This is a genomic window from Saccharopolyspora sp. NPDC045839, assembly GCF_056431645.1.
This window is the reverse complement of sequence record NZ_JBWKKH010000001.1, coordinates 533,924-552,093: the sequence shown is the minus strand read 5'-3', so window position 1 is coordinate 552,093 and position 18,170 is coordinate 533,924. Positions and strand designations below refer to the sequence as shown.

Annotated in this window: 2 protein-coding genes; both read left to right on the top strand. The window is 70.0% G+C overall.

Annotation, left to right across the window (positions count from 1 at the left end; genetic code table 11):
* The first annotated feature begins 5 nt into the window (after nucleotides 1–5).
* Complete coding sequence (locus AC07EQ_RS02140) at nucleotides 6–17,918, top strand: non-ribosomal peptide synthetase (protein ID WP_478386098.1); 17,913 nt, start codon at nucleotides 6–8, stop codon at nucleotides 17,916–17,918.
* Nucleotides 17,911–18,132 (top strand): MbtH family protein, encoded by a 222-nt coding sequence (locus tag AC07EQ_RS02135; protein WP_478386097.1) that lies wholly within the window; start codon nucleotides 17,911–17,913, stop codon nucleotides 18,130–18,132. The genes AC07EQ_RS02140 and AC07EQ_RS02135 overlap by 8 nt, the downstream gene beginning before the upstream one ends.
* The last annotated feature ends 38 nt before the right edge of the window (nucleotides 18,133–18,170 follow it).

Here is an 18,170-nt window from a genome sequence, read left to right as displayed (position 1 = left end):
TTGCCGTGACGGCTAAGAAATCGGCAGTCGAGGACATTCTCCCGCTGACCCCGCTGCAAGAGGGGTTGCTGTTCCACGCCTGGTACGACGAACAGGGGCCGGACGTCTACATCGTCCAGCTGTGCGTCGAGCTCGAAGGCGATTGCGACGTCCCGAGGTTGCGGGCGGCCGGTCAGGCGTTGGTGGACCGGCACGCGAGCTTGCGCGCGGCGTTCGTGCGCCGCGGTGGCCGGGAGCCGGTGCAGGTGATCGCCCGGCGGGTGCGAGCGCCTTGGCGGGAGATCGACCTGGTGGCGGCGGCCGATCCGGAGGCCGCCTTCGCGGATGTCCTTGCGGCGGACCGGAACGAGCGGTTCGACCTGGGGAGACCGCCGCTGGTGCGCTTCCTGGCGGTGCGGTTCGCCGCTGACCGCGTCCGCCTGGTGATGACGTTCCACCACACCCTGTTCGACGGTTGGTCGCTGCCGATCGTGGTCGATGAGCTGGTCGAGCTGTACTCCCGCGACGGCGACGCCAGCGGGCTCCCGCCGGCTCCGGTGTGGCGGGAGTACTTGGCGTGGTTGTCCGATCAGGACGGTGCGGGGGCTGTTCGGGCGTGGGCCGAGGCGCTTGCGGGGGTGGAACAGCCGACTTTGGTGGCTCCGGGCGCGGGTCGGGGCGGAGTCGTGCCGTGTCGCGCGGTGGCTGATGTCTCGACGGGTTTGCTGGGCGGGCTGCGGTGTCTGGCGGCTGAGCGTGGTGTGACGTTGTCGTCGGTGGTTCAGGGTGCTTGGGGGGTGTTGCTCGGCGGGCTGGTCGGCTGCGAGGACGTGGTTTTCGGCTCTGTGGTGGCGGTTCGGCCCCCGGAAGTCCGGGGTGTCGAGTCGCTGGTGGGGTTGTGCGTCAACACGGTTCCGGCGCGGGTCCGGTGGTCGCCTGGGACGCGTGTTGGCGATGTGCTGGCGGAGGTTCAGTCCGCGCAGATCGGGTTGATGCCGTATCGGCATGTGGGGCTGCCGGAGATCCGGGGTGCGCTGGGTGTTGGTGAGTTGTTCGACTCGGTGGTCATCTTCGAGAACTACCCGACCAAGCCGGGAACGGCTGTCGAAGCGGCAGCGGGGCCTTCGCTGCGCGTCGCGAACGTCGAAGGTCTCGACTCGACGCATTACGGGTTGGCGTTGGTGGTGCTGCCGGGGGCGGAGCTGCTGACGTTGCGCCTGGATTACCGGCCGGATTGCTTCACCGCGGAGGAAGCGGAACTGGTCCTGCGGCGGTTGGTTCGCGTGCTGGAGTCGATGGCGGCCGATCCTGACATGCGGGTGGTGGACATCGACATCCTCACCGACGAAGAGCGGGATCAGTTGCTCGAGGTGTGGAACGGGCGAGGTGTGGTCGCAGCTGAGTCGACTCTGCCGGAGTTGTTCGAGGCTCAGGTTGCGGAGTCGCGGGATGCGACTGCGGTGGTGTGCGGTGATGAGTCGGTGTCGTATGCGGAACTGAATGCTCGGGTGAATCGGCTTGCTCGGTGTCTGATCGGTCGTGGTGCCGGGCCGGGTTGTGTTGTGGGGCTTGCGGTTCCGCGGTCGGTTGAGATGGTCGTGGCGGTGTGGGCGGTGCTCAAGGCGGGTGCCGCGTATTTGCCGGTCGATCCGGGTTTTCCTGCCGAGCGGATCGGGTTCATGTTGGCCGACGCCGACCCGGTGCTGGTGGTGACGACCGTCGAGGCCGAACACGCGATGCCACCGGGCTTTCCGGTTCTCGTGTTGGACGATCCGGGAACCGCGGCCGCAGTGGCCGGCGCTTCGGGTGCGGACATCACTTGCGCGGATCGTGCTGCGCTGCAGCTCGACGACGCGGCGTACGTGTTGTTCACGTCGGGTTCGTCGGGGCGTCCGAAGGGCGTGGTGGTCTCTCACCGGAATGTGTGCGGGTTCGTTGCGGCGATCGATCCGTGGTTGGGGGCCCGCCCCGGGGACAGGTTGCTCGCGGTGACGACGTTGTCGTTCGACATCGCCGTGGTCGAGTTGCTGGCGCCGCTGCTCGCCGGTGCGGCGGTGGTCGTGGCTCGTGGTGGTGAGGTCGGAGATCCGCGGGCGTTGGCGGCGTTGGTGGCGGACCACGCGGTGACGGTCATGCAGGCGACACCGGCTCTGTGGCAGGCACTGGTGTCCGAAGCGCCGGGGATGATTCACGGGCTGCAGGTGTTGACCGGCGGCGAGGCCCTGCCAGCGCAGCTGGCGGCCCGGCTGCGCGGTTCGGCCGGTGAGGTGGTCAACCTCTACGGGCCGACGGAGGCCACGGTGTGGTCGACGGCGGCGGAGATCGATCGCGATGGTCGGGTGCCCATCGGCCGGCCGTTGGGCAACACCCGCGTCTACGTCCTCGGCCCGAACCTGCGGCCGGTGCTTCCCGGAGTGACCGGTGAGCTGTTCATCGCCGGTTCCGGGGTGGCGCGGGGCTATCTCGGGCGTCCCGAGCTGACGGCCCAACGGTTCGTGGCTGATCCGTTCGGTCCCGCGAGTGGGCGGATGTACCGGACCGGGGATGTGGCTCGCTGGAACCGGGACGGCGAGTTGGAGTTCGTCGGCCGGGTGGATGATCAGATCAAGGTTCGTGGTTTCCGGATCGAGCTGGGTGAGGTCGAGGCCGCCCTGGCTGCTCATCCGGCGGTGTCGCAGTGCGCGGTGGCCGCGCGTGAGGACCGGCCGGGCGAAAGGCGCCTGGTCGCCTATGTGGTGGCCGATGCCGGTGACCCGGCCGAATTGCGGGCGTACGCGGCTCGGCGGCTGCCCGACTACATGGTCCCGTCGGCCGTGGTGGTCCTCGACGGTTTCCCGTTGACGGCGAACGGGAAGCTGGACCGGAAGGCGTTGCCCGCTCCTGATTTCGGCTCCGGTGCGGTGAAGGTTTCGCCGCGGACCGAGCGCGAGGCGTTGTTGTGCGGGTTGTTCGCCGAGGTGCTGGGCGTTGCGGAGGTGGGGGTAGAAGACAGCTTCTTCGACCTGGGCGGCCACTCGCTGTTGGCGACTCGACTGGTCGGCCGTGTCCGTGCCGAGTGCGGTGTGGAGTTGTCCGTACGCGCGGTGTTCGAGGCACCGACGGCGGCACAGCTGGCCATCCGGATCGACACCGAGGCGGGGGTGCATCACCCGGTGGCGCTGCGCGCCGAGCAGCGGCCGGAACGGGTTCCGCTGTCCTTCTCCCAACGCCGCTTGTGGTTCGTGGGAGAGCTCGACGCGACCGGCTCGGCGTACCACATCCCGCTGGCGTGGCGGATCCCCGGTGAGGTCGACATCGTCGCCCTGCGAACGGCGGTGCGGGACGTTCTCACGCGCCACGAGGCACTGCGGACGGTATTCCCGTTCGGCGCGGACAGCGTGCCCTGGCAGCAGGTCCTGGACGTCGACACCGCGCTGGAACGAGCCTTCGGCGCTGCCGAAGCGGAGATCGGCTCCGACGACGTTGAGCGGGTGGTCGCCGAGCATTCCGCGCAGGCCTTCGACCTGGGGGTGGAGCCGCCGATCAGGGTGCGATCGTGGGAGATCGCCGGCGGTGGCCGTGTCCTGCTGGTGGTGTTGCACCACATCTCCGGCGACGGTTGGTCGGTGGGGCCGCTGGTGCGGGACTTGGCCGTCGCATACGCGGCACGGTGCACCGGTGAGTCGCCAGGTTGGCGGGAATTGCCGGTTCAGTACGCGGATTTCGCGTTGTGGCAGCGAAAAACCCTGGGCAGCGAGGACGACCCCGGCAGTGCGATTTCGCGCCAGCTGGACTTCTGGAAGCAGGCCCTGCGGGACCTTCCGGAGGAACTGGCGCTTCCGGTGGACAGGTCTCGGCCGGCCGTGGCGTCGTATCGGGGCCGGACTCTTTCGGCCGTCGTCGAGCCGGGTGTGCACCGGCGATTGGTCGAGCTGGCCCGGGAGTGCCGGGCGAGCACCTTCATGGCGCTCCAGGCCGCGCTCGCCGCGTTGCTGGCGCGGTTGGGTGCGGGGACGGACATTCCGATCGGGAGTCCGATCGCCGGACGTGATGATGAGGCGTTGCACGATCTGGTTGGTGCGTTCGTCAACACGCTGGTGTTGCGGACCGATACTTCGGGGGATCCGAGTTTCCGGGAGCTGCTGGCGAGGGTCCGGGAGACGAACCTGGCTGCCTACTCGCATCAGGATCTGCCGTTCGAGCGGCTCGTGGAGGCGTTGAACCCGCAGCGGTCCCTGGCCCGCCACCCGCTGTTCCAGGTGGCTCTCGCGCTCAACAACGGACCCATCGCCGAGCTCGACCTGCCCGGCGGGAACGCCGAGCCGATCGCCGTCCCCATCAGCACCGCCAAGTTCGACCTCGCCTTCACCGCGGTCGAACTCCCGGCCTCGGGAGAGCACCCCGACGGCCTGGAGGTGTCCGTGGAGTACAGCGTGGACCTCTTCGACGCGGACACCGCCGAGCAGCTCCTCCAACGATTGCTGCGGCTGCTCGACCGGGCGTCCGCCGATCCCGATCGGCCACTGCACGAGCTCGACGTCCTCGCAGCAGCCGAGCGCCACCGGCTCCTCCACGAGTGGAACGGCGGTCCGGCGGCACCCGATGCCGTGGTCCCCGATCTCTTCGAAGCGCAGGTCGCACGTACCCCCGACGCGGTCGCGGTGCTGTGCGACGGGACGGCGGTGACGTACGCCGAGCTGAACGCGCGGGCGAACCGGTTGGCGCGATGCCTGGTCGAGAAGGGGGCCGGGCCGGAGACCGCGGTGGGGCTCGCGATTCCCCGGTCCGTCGAGATGGTGGTGGCGCTGCTCGCCGTGCTGAAGGCGGGTGCCGCGTACGTGCCGCTGGATCCGGCATATCCGGCCGACCGGCTCGCGTTCATGGTCGCCGACTCCGCACCGGTGCTCCTGCTCGCCCGCAGCGACGTCGAGCAGCAGTTCGCGGCCGGCCGAATGGTCTTGGACGAACCGGGTGTCGTCGAGGCGCTGGCCCGGTACGCCGGTACCGACCTGACCGACGCCGAGCGGAATGGTCCGCTGGATCCGGCGAACCCGGCCTACGTCATGTACACCTCCGGCTCGACCGGCACCCCCAAGGGGGTCGTCGTCACGCACTCGGGGATGGCGGATTCCGTCGCGTGCGCGCACGCGGTCGTCGGCCCGGAACGACTCGCCCGCGTGCTCGCCTCGACATCGCTGAGCTTCGACACCTCGGTGCTGGAGATCTTCCCGCCGCTGACCTCCGGCGGGGCGATCGAAGTGGTACCCGATCTCCTCACCCTGGCGGACCGCCCGCAGGTGCTGTCGGACGGCGGCCTCGTCAGCGCCGTGCCGTCGGTCCTGGCGAAGGTGATTCGCGGCCAGGAGCGGGCGGAGGGCGTGCACACGGTGATCTTGGGCGGCGAATCCTTCACCGCCCAGCTCGTCCGGGACATCCGCGCGGTCTTCCCGAACTGCCGGATCATGAACTTCTACGGGCCGACCGAGGCCACGGTCTACTCCGCGGTCTGGTACTCCGACGGCGACGAGCCCCCGCAGGTGCCGATCGGGCCGCCGGTGCCGAACACCAGGGCCTACGTGCTGGGCCCCGCTCTGGAGCTGGTGCCCGCCGGGGTGGTGGGCGAGCTGTACATCGCAGGTGCCGGGGTGGCGCGCGGGTACTCGGGGCGTGCCGGGTTGACGGCCGAGCGGTTCGTGGGCGATCCGTTCGGCGCAGCCGGCGGGCGGATGTACCGGACCGGCGACCGGGTGCGCTGGAACCGGAACGGGGAGCTGGAGTTCCTCGGTCGCGCCGACGAGCAGGTCAAGGTCCGTGGTTTCCGCATCGAACTGGGCGAGATCGAGGCGGCGGTCGCTGCGCACCCGCGGGTCGCGCAGTGCGTGGTCGTGGCGAGAGAGGAGCAGGAGGGGGAGAAGCGCCTGATCGCCTATGTCGTCCCCAAAGCCGGCGGGTGCGATCCGGCGGAGGTGCGGGCTCAGGTGGCCCGCAGCCGACCGGATCACATGGTGCCTTCGGCGGTGGTCCTGCTGGAGAGCCTTCCGCTGACCGCCAACGGGAAGCTGGACCGGAAGGCGCTGCCCGCGCCGGAATTCGGCTCCGGGAAGGCGATCACGCCGCCGCGGACGCCGCGCGAGGAACTGCTGTGCGGGTTGTTCGCCGAGGTCCTGGACGTGGACGAGGTGGGGATAGGCGACGGCTTCTTCGATCTGGGTGGTCATTCGTTGCTGGCGACTCGGTTGGTGAGTCGCATCCGCACCGCGTGCGGCGTGGGGTTGTCGGTGCGTGCGGTGTTCGAGGCGCCGACGGTGGCGGAGTTGGCCGCGCGGTTGGATGGCGATGACGAACCGGTGCTCCCGGTGTTGACGGGGATGGTGCGGCCGGAGCGGGTGCCGTTGTCGTTCGCGCAGTACCGGTTGTGGTTCGTGGACAAGCTGGACGCGGTTGGTTCGGCGTATCACATTCCGCTTGCCTGGCGGTTGACCGGCGAGGTCGACGTTCCCGCGTTGCAGGCGGCGGTGTGGGACGTGGTCGATCGTCACGAAGTCCTGCGGACGGCGTTCCCGGACGTGGCGGGGGTGCCGTTCCAGCGGGTGGTCGGCGATGCCCGGGTTGTTCTGGACGTTCCGGTGCTCGCGGTCGCCGCGGATGACGTCGAGGAGGTGTTGGCCGATCAGGTCGAGCGGGGTTTCGACCTGTCCTGCGAGGCACCGGTCCGTGCGCGAATCCTCGTGGTGGACGAGCGCGAGGTCGTGCTGTCGGTGGTGTTGCACCACATCGCCGGCGACGGTTGGTCGGTAGGTCCCTTGCTGCGGGACCTGGCCGCGGCGTATGCCGCGCGGTTCGCTGGTGAAGCGCCGGGTTGGCGGGAATTGCCGGTGCAGTACGCGGATTTCGCGTTGTGGCAGCGGCAAGTCCTGGGCAGCGAAGAAGATCCGGACAGCGTGATCTCCCGCCAGCTGGAGTTCTGGGAAGACACCCTGCGGGATCTTCCGGAAGAAATCGCCCTTCCCACCGACCAGCCGCGTCCGGCAACCGCGTCGTACCAGGGGTGGACCCATTCGGCCGCCGTCGCCTCCGAGGCGCATCGGCGGATGGTCGAACTGGCCCAGGCGTCTCAGGTGAGCACCTTCATGGTGGTGCAGGCTGCGTTGGCGATGTTGTTGACGCGGTTGGGTGCGGGTACGGACATTCCGATCGGAAGTCCGGTCGCTGGTCGTACGGAGCAGGCGACCGAGGATCTGGTGGGGTTCTTCGTCAACACGCTGGTGTTGCGGACCGACACATCGGGTGATCCGAGCTTCCGGGAACTGCTCGCGCGGGTCCGTGAGACGAACCTGGCCGCTTACGCCCACCAGGACTTGCCCTTCGAGCGGCTCGTCGAAGCACTCAACCCGCAGCGATCCCTCGCCCGGCATCCGCTGTTCCAGGTCCTGCTCACGGCCGGCAACGCGCCGGCCGGGACGCTCCGACTGCCCGGCGCCCACGTGGAGCAGGTGACGGCCGCGGCCCGGACCGCCAAGTTCGACCTCGCCTTCACCGCACTCGAGCACGGTGGGACGGACGGCGGGCTCGACCTCTTCCTCGAATGCAGCGCGGACCTGTTCCGGCCGAACACCGCCGAGGCACTGCTCCGGCGGCTGGTTCGGGTGCTGGAAGCAGTCGTGGCCGACCCCGACGTCCGGGTCGGGGACGTCGAGGTCCTGTCCGGGGCGGAGCGGCGCCTGCTGCTCGAAGCGCGGCGGGAAGCCGATGTCCAGGTCGCCACGCTGCCGGAGTTGTTCGAGGCTCGGGTGGCGGAGTCGCCGGACGCCGTGGCGGTGGCGTGCGGCGACGAGTCGGTGACCTACGCGGAGCTGAACTCCCGCGCGAACCGGCTCGCGCGGTGCCTGGCGGGTCGCGGGGTGGGGCCGGAAAGCGTTGTGGGATTGGCGTTTCCGCGAACGCCTGCGATGATCTCGGCGATGCTGGCCGTGCTCAAAGCCGGCGCCGCCTACTTGCCCATCGATCCGGATCAGCCCGCCGATCGGGTCGCGTTCATGCTCGCCGACGCCGAGCCCGTGCTGGTGCTGACGACCACCGAGGTCGAACAGGCCCTGCCACCCGGAACGCCCCGGCTGGTCGTCGATGATCCACGCACGGCCGACGTGCTGGCCGGGATGCCGGATGCGGATCCCTCCGATGCCGATCGCACTGCCCCGCTGCGCGTGGACAACGCGGCGTACCTCCTCTACACCTCGGGTTCGTCGGGGCGGCCGAAGGGCGTGGTGGTCGATCACGCGAACGTCGCGAGGTTGTTGGCGGTCGCCGGCGCCCGAATCGATGCGGGGCCCGGCGATGTGTGGACGTTGTTCCACTCGTACGCGTTCGACTTCTCGGTGTGGGAGATATGGGGCGCGCTGGCCGCCGGCGGGCGGCTCGTGGTCGTGCCGTGGGAGGTGACGCGTTCCCCGGCGGATTTCGCGGAGCTGCTGGTCCGTGAGCAGGTGTCGGTGCTGAACCAGACCCCGTCGGCGTTCTACCAGTTGGTGCGGGCACTGGAGGACGAGCCGTCCCGGCGGGACGGTTGGCGGGTGCGCTGCGTGGTCTTGGGCGGCGAGGCCCTGGATCCGGCTCGCGTCCCGGTCTGGGAAACCGGCATGCCCGCGGTGGTGAACATGTACGGGATCACCGAGACCACCGTGCACGTCACCCACGCGGAGATCGACGCCGAGGATCGCCACGCCCGCAGCGTGATCGGCCGGCCGCTGGCGGACCTGCGGGTGTACGTGCTGGATGCGAACCTGCGACCGGTTGCGCCGGGCGTGGTGGGTGAGCTGTACGTCGCCGGTGCCGGGGTGGCGCGGGGCTATTCGGGGCGCCCCGGCTTGACGGGGCAGCGGTTCGTGGCCGATCCGTTCGGCCCTGCCGGGGGCCGGATGTACCGCAGCGGCGACTTGGCGCGCTGGAGCAGCGACGACGAGCTGGAGTACGCGGGGCGGGCCGATGACCAGGTCAAGGTGCGCGGCTTCCGGATCGAACTCGGCGAGGTCGAAACCGTCCTGACCGGCCACCCCGACGTCGACCAGGTCGCCGCGGTCGCCCGAGAGGACCAGCCCGGCGGGAAACGGCTCGTCGCCTACGTCGTCCCCGGCTCCGGTGGGTGCGATCCTGCCGACGTGCGGGCTCACGCGACCCGTCGCCTGCCGGACTACATGGTGCCCGCGGCGGTCGTGATCCTCGATGCGCTTCCGTTGACCACCAACGGAAAGCTCGACCGCAGGGCGCTGCCCGCGCCGGCGGTCGAAGCCGACCGCGGGCGGCGTCCGGGCAACGAGCGCGAGGAACGCCTGTGCGCGGCGTACGCCGAGGTGCTCGGCGTCGCGGAGGTGGGAGCGGACGACGACTTCTTCCGGCTCGGCGGCGACAGCATCATGACGATCCAGCTGGTGGCGAAGGCCCGTCGCGCGGGGGTGCGGATCAGCCCGAAGCAGGTCTTCGAGCAGAAGACCCCGGCGGCCCTGGCCGTCATCGCCGACGTCCCGGACGAGCCCGGCGCGATGGCCGGCGGTCCGGAGGCCGGACCGGTCGCGTTGACGCCGATCCTGCACTGGCTGCGCGATCGCGGCGGCCCGGTGGACCAGTACCACCAGAGCATGGTGGTGCAGGTGCCCGCGGCGGTCGGCGAAGCCGAATTGGCCAGGGCCCTGCAGGCCGTCATCGACCACCACGATGCGCTTCGGCTGAGCCTCGACGACTGGAACCTGCGGGTGCTCCCGCCCGGGACTGTCCGGGCCTCCTCGCGGCTGCGGCGCGTCGTGCTGGACGGCCCCGACTTCGACGAGGTCGTGGGCGAGCACCTCGACGACGCGGTGCGCCGCCTGAACCCCCGCACCGGCGAGCTGCTTTCCGCGACCTGGCTGGATGCGGGGAACCACCGCCCCGGCCGGCTCCTGCTCGTGGTCCACCACGTGGCCGTCGACGGTGTGTCCTGGCGGATCCTGCTGCCCGACCTGCAGGACGCGTGGTCCCAGGTCGCGGCGGGGGAAGACCAGGTGGTCCTCGAACCCGTGGGCACCTCGTTGCGCGGCTGGGCCGACCACCTGGTCGAGCAGTCCCGCTCGCCGGAGCGGCTCGCCGAGCTGCCCGGCTGGCAGCTGGTGTCCGGTGTCGAGGAGCCCATGCTCGGAAACCGGCCGCTCGATCCGGCCACCGACACCTCGGCGACGCTGCGCGCGATCGAAGTCGTCATCTCCGCCGACGACGTGCTGCCGCTGCTGACGACCGTTCCCGCCGCGTTCCGCGGCAATGTCGACGACATCCTGCTCACCGCATTGGCCTTGGCCGTGCAGCACCGGCGTGGCGGCGGCGCCGTGCTGGTGGACGTGGAGACGCACGGCAGGCAGGAGGCGGCCGGGATCGATCTGTCCCGCACCGTCGGGTGGTTCACCTGCATCGCCCCGGTCGTCCTCGATCCCGGCGAGGTGGACCGGGAGCAGGTGCTCAACGGCGGGCCCGGTGCGGCGCGGGCCGTCAAGCGGATCAAGGAGCAGCTGCGCGCCATGCCAGATCGCGGGCTCGGCTACGGGATGCTGCGGTACCTCAACCCCGATGCCCGGCTCGCCGGCGCGAAGGCGCAGATCGCGTTCAACTACCTCGGCCGCTTCACCGCACCGGCCGAGGCCGCGGATTGGGCGCCGGCGCCAGGGGCGGGCCTGGGTGCCGGGAGCGATCCGGATCTGCCCGCGGCCCACAGCCTCACCATCGACGCCGTGACGGAGGACGCCCCGGGCGGGCCGAGGCTCGTGGCGACCTGGTCGTGGCCGGAAGGCCTGCTCGGAGAGTCGGAAGTGAGGGCCATGGCGGCGGACTGGGTGGAGACGCTCCGGGCGTTCGTCCGCCACCCCGGCGGTGGCGGCAGCCCGTCGGACTTCCCGCTGGTTCCGCTGAGCCAGGACGACGTGGACCGCATCGAGCAGGCCGGCCCGGCGGTCGAGGACGTTCTCCCGCTGACCCCGCTGCAAGAGGGGTTGCTGTTCCACGCCTGGTACGACGAGCTGGGGCCGGACGTGTACCTGGTCCAGCTGTGCGTGGAGCTGGCCGGTTCCTGGGACCTGCGGCGACTGCACAACGCCGCGCAGCGCCTCCTGGATCGGCACGGGAGTCTGCGCGCCGGGTTCGACCGGCGCGGCCGGGAGCCGGTGCAGGTCGTCGGCCGGCAGGTGTCCCTGCCTTGGCGCGAGGTCGATCTGACGGGTGCGGACGATGTTGAGCAGGCGTACCGGGACCTGCTCGACCGCGACCGGCGGGAGCGGTTCGACCTGGGGCGTCCGCCGCTCCTGCGCTGCACCGCCGTGAAGGTCGGGGACGGTCGCCATCGTCTGGTGGTGACGCACCACCACGTGCTGCTGGACGGCTGGTCGCTCCCGATCGTGCTGCGGGAGCTGCTCGCCCTGTACGACTCCGAGGACGAACTTCCGCCGGCTCCGGTGTGGCGGGAGTACTTGGCGTGGTTGTCCGATCAGGACGGTGCGGGGGCTGTTCGGGCGTGGGCCGAGGCGCTTGCGGGGGTGGAACAGCCGACTTTGGTGGCTCCGGGCGCGGCTCGGGGCGGAGTGGTGCCGGGCCGTGTGGTCGCGGGGGTGCCGGGCGAACTACTGGGCGGTCTGCGGGCTCTGGCCGGCGGGCGTGGTGTGACGCTGTCGTCGGTGGTTCAGGCTGGTTGGGGGGTGCTGCTCGGTCGTCTGGTCGGTAGCGGGGATGTCGTTTTCGGCTCTGTGGTGGCGGTCCGCCCCTCGGAGGTCCGGGGTGTCGAGTCGCTGGTGGGCTTGTGCGTGAACACGGTTCCGGTGCGGGTTCGGTGGTCGTCCGGAACGCGTGTTGGCGGTTTGCTGGGGGAAGTTCAGTCCGCGCAGGTCGAGTTGATGCCGTACCGGCATGTGGCGTTGCCGGAGATCCAGGGCACGATCGGTGTTGGTGAGTTGTTCGACTCGGTGGTGATCTACGAGAACTATCCTGCGGGACCGGACCTTCTCGCGGATGGTCCTGACTCGACCGTCGACGACGAGCCGGCAGTGGTGAGCGTCGAAGGCCGCGATGCGACGCATTACGGGCTGGCCTTGGTAGTCGTACCGGGGGCGGAGCAGCTGACGTTGCGCCTGGACTACCGGCCGGATTGCTTCACCGCCGGGGAAGCGGAACTGGTCCTGCGGCGGTTGGTTCGCGTGCTGGAGTCGATGGCGGCCGATCCTGACATGTGCGTGGTGGACATCGACATCCTCACCGACGAAGAGCGGTACCAACTCCTCGAAGGCCGGAACGGACCGAGACCTGACGTTCCGGTGTCGGCTCTGCCGGAGCTGTTCGAGGCTCAGGTAGCGAAGTCGCCGGATGCCACTGCGGTGCTGTGCGGCGAGGAGTCGGCGTCGTACGCCGAGTTGAATGGCCGGGCGAATCGGCTTGCTCGGTTGCTGATCGATCGTGGTGCCGGGCCGGGTTGTGTTGTGGGGGTTGCGGTTCCGCGGTCGATCGAGATGGTCGTGGTGGTGTGGGCGGTGCTCAAGGCGGGTGCCGCGTATCTGCCGGTCGATCCGGGCTTTCCGGCCGAGCGCATCGGGTTCATGCTCGCCGATGCCCGCCCGTTGCTGGTCGTAGCGACTTCCGGGGTCGTGCCCGGATTGCCCGGTGAGATCGATGTTCCCGTTCTGGTGGTGGATGATCCGGTCGTTCGTTCGGAGGTCGCGGGTGCAAGCCCGGACGATGTGGTCGATGTCGATCGCGTGGGCGGTTTGTGCGCGGATCACCCGGCGTACGTGTTGTTCACGTCGGGTTCGTCGGGGCGGCCGAAGGGTGTGGTCGTCACCCATCGGAACGTGTGCGGGTTCGTTTCGGCGATCGATCCGTGGTTGCGGGTCGGGCCGACGGATCGGTTGCTGGCGGTGACGACGTTGTCGTTCGACATCGCCGTGGTGGAACTGCTGGCGCCGCTGCTGAATGGCGCATCGGTGGTCGTGGCTCGGGGCGGCGAGGCCGGGGATCCGCACGAGTTGACGGCGCTGGTGCGTGATCACGCGGTGACGGTCGTGCAGGCCACACCCGCTTTGTGGCAGGCCTTGGTGTCCGAGGTTCCCGAGACGTTGCGCGGGCTGCGGGTGTTGACCGGTGGTGAGGCCTTGCCGGAGCAGCTGGCGACCAGACTGCGGGCCTTGTCCGAGGAGGTCGTCAACCTCTACGGGCCGACGGAGGCCACGGTGTGGTCGACGGCGGCGGAAGTCGGCAGCGATGGCCGGGTGACCATCGGTCGGCCGCTGGGCAATACCAGTGTCTACGTCCTGGATGCGCGTTTGCGGCTCGTCCCGCCTGGTGTCGTGGGTGAGCTTTTCATCGCCGGTGATGGCGTGACGCGGGGTTACCTCGGGCGCGCGGGGTTGACGGCGGGGCGGTTCGTGGCCGATCCGTTCGGTCCGTCTGGTGGGCGGATGTACCGGACCGGGGATGTGGCGCGCTGGAACCGGGATGGGGAGTTGGAGTTCGTCGGCCGGGTTGATGATCAGGTCAAGGTTCGTGGTTTCCGGATCGAGCTGGGTGAGGTCGAGGCGGTGCTGGCTGCTCATCCGGCGGTGTCGCAGTGCGTGGTAGCGGCGCGTGAGGACCGGCCGGGCGACAAGCGCCTGGTCGCCTATGTCGTCCCCGAAACCGGCGGATGCGATCAGGCCGAATTGCGGGCTCACCTCGCCGTCCGCCTGCCGGATCACATGATGCCTTCAGCGGTGGTCCAGCTGGAGAGCCTTCCCTTGACCGCCAACGGGAAGCTGGACCGGAGGGCGTTGCCTGCACCCGATTTCGGTTCCAAGCCGGTGAAAGCGCCGCCGCGGACCGAGCGCGAGGCGCTGTTGTGCGAGTTGTTCGCCGAGGTGCTGGGCGTCGACGGGGTGGGGGTTGGCGACAGCTTCTTCGAACTCGGCGGGCATTCGTTGCTGGCGACCCGGTTGACCGGCCGCATCCGGGCCGCGTGTGGCGTGGAGTTGTCCGTACGCGCGGTTTTCGAGGCGCCAACGGTGGCGCAGCTGGCCGCGCGGGTGGAGCTCGCTGACAAGTCGGCGGGTCCGGGCCCGGTGTTGGCGGGGATGGTGCGGCCGGAGCGGGTGCCGTTGTCGTTCGCGCAGTACCGGTTGTGGTTCGTGGACAAGCTCGATGCCGCGGGTTCGGCGTATCACATCCCGCTGGCCTGGCGGCTGTCCGGTGAGATCGACGTTCCCGCGTTGCAGGCGGCGGTGCGGGACGTGGTGGAACGCCACGAAGTGCTGCGTACGGTTTTTCCCGCTGCGGACGGAAATCCACGGCAGCAGGTGATCCACGACGCCGGTTCGGTGCTGGATGTGCCGGTGGTGCCGGCACCCGAGCTGGACCCCTTGCTGGACGCCGTGGTGGATGAGCGCTTCGACCTCGCCCGAGAGCTGCCGATCCGTGCGCGGATCGCGGTGGTGGACGAGCACGAGGTCGTGCTGTTGGTGGTGTTGCACCACATCGCCGGCGACGGTTGGTCGGTGGGGCCGTTGCTGCGTGACCTGGCTGCCGCGTACGCAGCGCGATGCGCCGGAGCGGCACCGGGCTGGCAGGACTTGCCGGTTCAGTATGCGGATTTCGCGTTGTGGCAGCGGGAAGTCCTGGGGAGCGAGGAAGATCCGGGAAGCGTCATCTCCCACCAGCTGGAGTTCTGGAAGGACACCCTTCGGGATCTTCCGGAAGAACTGGCGCTCCCCACCGACCGGCCTAGACCCGCCGTGGCCTCGTACCAGGGCCGCCGAGTGGATCTGGAGATCCCCCCGGAGCTGCATGCGGGCTTGATCCACCTCGCCGGTGGAAGTCGAGCGACGGTGTTCATGGTCGTGCAGGCCGCGCTCGCCGCGTTGCTGACGCGGTTGGGTGCGGGGACGGACATCCCGATCGGGAGTCCGATCGCCGGCCGCGACGACGAGGCGTTGCACGATCTCGTGGGTGCGTTCGTCAACACGCTGGTGTTGCGGACCGATACTTCGGGGGATCCGAGTTTCCGGGAGCTGCTGGAGAGGGTCCGGGAGACGAACCTGGCCGCATACTCGCATCAGGATCTGCCGTTCGAGCGGCTCGTGGAGGCGTTGAACCCGCAGCGGTCCCTGGCCCGCCACCCGCTGTTCCAAGTGCTGCTGGTCGTCAACAACGGTCCCGCCGCACCCCTCGACCTACCGGACGCGGACGCCGAGCAAATGGCTCCGCCCGCCCGCACGGCGAAGTTCGATCTGACCGTGGAACTGACCGAGCGCAGCGGAACAGCGGGTGAGCCGCAGGGATTCGCCGGGGCGGTGGAGTTCAGCACCGACCTCTTCGACCTCGCCACCGCGCAACGGCTCGTCGCCAGGCTCGCGCGTGTCCTGGAGACCGTCGTCGCCGACCCCGGAATCCGGGTCGGGGACATCGACGTCCTCACCGAACCCGAACGCCACCAGCTGCTCGAAGCGCGGCCCGCGGAGGCCCCCGCGCCGATGGTGCACGAGGCGTTCGAAGCCCAGGCGGTGCGGACCCCGGATGCCACCGCGGTGGTGTGCGGCGGAGATCCGGTGTCCTACGCAGAGCTGAACGCGCGGGCCAACCGGCTGGCCCGATACCTGGTCGCGCAGGGGACGGGGCCGGAATCCGTCGTGGCCTTGGCGGTGCCGCGGTCGGTGGACATGGTCGTGGCGATGCTGGCGGTGCTCAAGTCGGGAGCCGCCTACTCGCCGATCGACCCCGCCTACCCGGCGGAGCGGATCGAGTTCGTGCTGGCCGACACCGAGCCGACGCTGGTGGTGACGACCACCGAGGTCGCGGCCGGCCTGCCGATTTCGGGGATACCCGCAGTCGAGCTGGACGCAGCCCACGTGCTCGGCCTGATCGCCGAAGAATCTCCCAGCGATCTCGCGGACGCGCAGCGCCGGGGACCGTTGCGACCGGACCACGCGTCGTACGTCCTGCACACCTCGGGCTCCACCGGCCGCCCGAAGGGCGTGGTGATCTCCCACCGCAACCTGGCCTCCTTCTCGACGGCGGTTCAGGCCTGGGCGGGATTCGAGCCCGCCGATCGGGTCGCGGCGGTCACCACGCTGTCGTTCGACCTCGCGGCCCTCGAACTGCTGGTGCCGCTGCTGACCGGTGCCGCGGTGGTGGTGTCGACCGGCAACACCCCGGAGGAACTGTCCCGGCTGGTGGCCGAGCACCGGGTCTCGGTCATGCAGGCCACCCCCACGCACTGGCAGCTCCTCGTGTCGGCGGCTCCGGAGATGGTCCGGGGGTTGCGGGTCCTCGCCTGCGGCGAAGCCCTCCCCGACAGGCTCGGGGCCGAGCTCGCCGCCCTGGCCGGCGAGGTCGTCAACGCCTACGGGCCGACCGAGGCCACGGTGTGGTCCACCGCGGCGCGGGTGACCCGGTCGGCACCGGTGACGATCGGCCGAGCGCTGCGCAACACCCGGGCGTACGTGCTGGATCCGGGCTTGCGGTTGGTACCGCCCGGCGTGGCGGGGGAGCTCTACCTCGCCGGCGAGGGCGTGGCCCGCGGGTACTGGGGACGCCCCGGGCTGACGGGCGAGCGGTTCGTGGCGGATCCGTTCTCCACCGGTTCCCGGATGTACCGGACCGGGGACCTGGCCCGCTGGAACCGGCAGGGTGAGCTGGAGTTCGCCGGTCGGGCCGACGATCAGGTCAAGGTCCGCGGCTTCCGCATCGAGCCGGGCGAGGTGGCGGCGGCGCTGGCCGATCACCCGCAGGTGGCCCGAGCCGTGGTGGTGGTCCGCGAGGACCGGCCGGGCGACCGGCGGCTCGTGGGCTACGTCGTGCCCGAAGCTGGGCAACTTTGCGACCCGCTGGAGGTGCGCTCGCACGCGACCCGGACCCTGCCCGACCACATGGTGCCCGCGGCCGTGGTGGTGCTGGACGAATTTCCGCTGACCAGCAACGGAAAGGTGGACCGTCGAGCACTGCCGGCCCCGGACCGGCACTCGGCGAGCGCGGCACCTCGCACGCCGGACGAGGAGTTGTTGTGCGGGCTGTTCGCCGAGGTTCTCGGGATGCCGCGAGTCGGGGTCGACGACAGCTTCTTCGACCTCGGCGGGCATTCCTTGCTGGTGCTGCGCCTGGTCGAGCGGATCCGGGCGGAGCTGGGGGTGGAGATCGGGATCGGCGCGGTGTTCCAGACGCCGAGCGTAGCCGGGCTCGCACCGCACCTGTCCGGCCGAACGCGGCAGGATCCGTTCGAAGTCGTGCTGCCGATCACACCCGACGAGGGCAAGCCGAACCTCTTCTGCGTGCACGCCGCAGGCGGTATCGCCTGGTCGTACCGCGAGCTCGCCCGGACCGCATCCGCCTTCGCCGTCTACGGAATCCAGGCGCGCGGCCTGGATCCGGCGGAGGAACTGCCCACCAGCGTGGCCGAGATCGCCGGGGATTACGCCGCGCAGATACGAACGATCCAGCCGTGCGGCCCCTACCGCCTGCTGGGGTGGTCGTTCGGCGGCGTGATCGCCCACGCCCTCGCCACGCTCCTGCAGGACGAGGGCGAGCAGGTCGAACTGCTCGCGGTGCTGGATGCCTACCCGGTCACGGCCGCCGAATCGGGGAACGCCGAACCGCCCACCGCGGACGAGATCGGGGAACTGCTGCCAGGGATCTTCGGCACCGACGATGAGGACGGCCGCTGGCACCGGGTCGTCGAGGGCGTCCGCCGGGTGTACGGCAACAACACCGCCCTGCTCGCTTCAAGCGAACTAGGCGTCTTCCGCGGCGACGTTCTGCTCTTCACCGCCGCGCGGGAGGCGAACGGAGACGCGGCGGCGCTCGACGTCTGGCGTCCCCACGCGACCGGGGAGATCCGCACCCACCAGATCGACTGCAGGCACGCGGACATGATGCGACCGGAGTCCGCCGATCAGATCGCCCGCATTGTGATGGAGATCCAGGAGGAAAACAATGAGTAGTCCGACCAATCCCTTCGACGACGAGAACGGCAAGTTCCTCGTCCTGGTCAACGACGAGAACCAGCACTCCCTCTGGCCGTCGTTCGTCGACGTCCCGGCCGGATGGCGCGTGGTGCACCCGGAAGACACCCGGCAGGCGTGTCTGGAGTACATCGAGGCGAACTGGACCGACCTGCGGCCCCGGAGCCTGGTCGAGAAGATGGAGCGGGCCTGACCCGAAGCCGAGCCGGTGAGGTCGCCCTGCGCCCGGGC

What these genes read in the sequence shown, in the direction of transcription:
- AC07EQ_RS02135 (WP_478386097.1), top strand. Translation starts at nt 17,911, where the DNA reads ATGAGTAGTCCGACCAATCCCTTCGACGACGAGAACGGCAAGTTCCTC.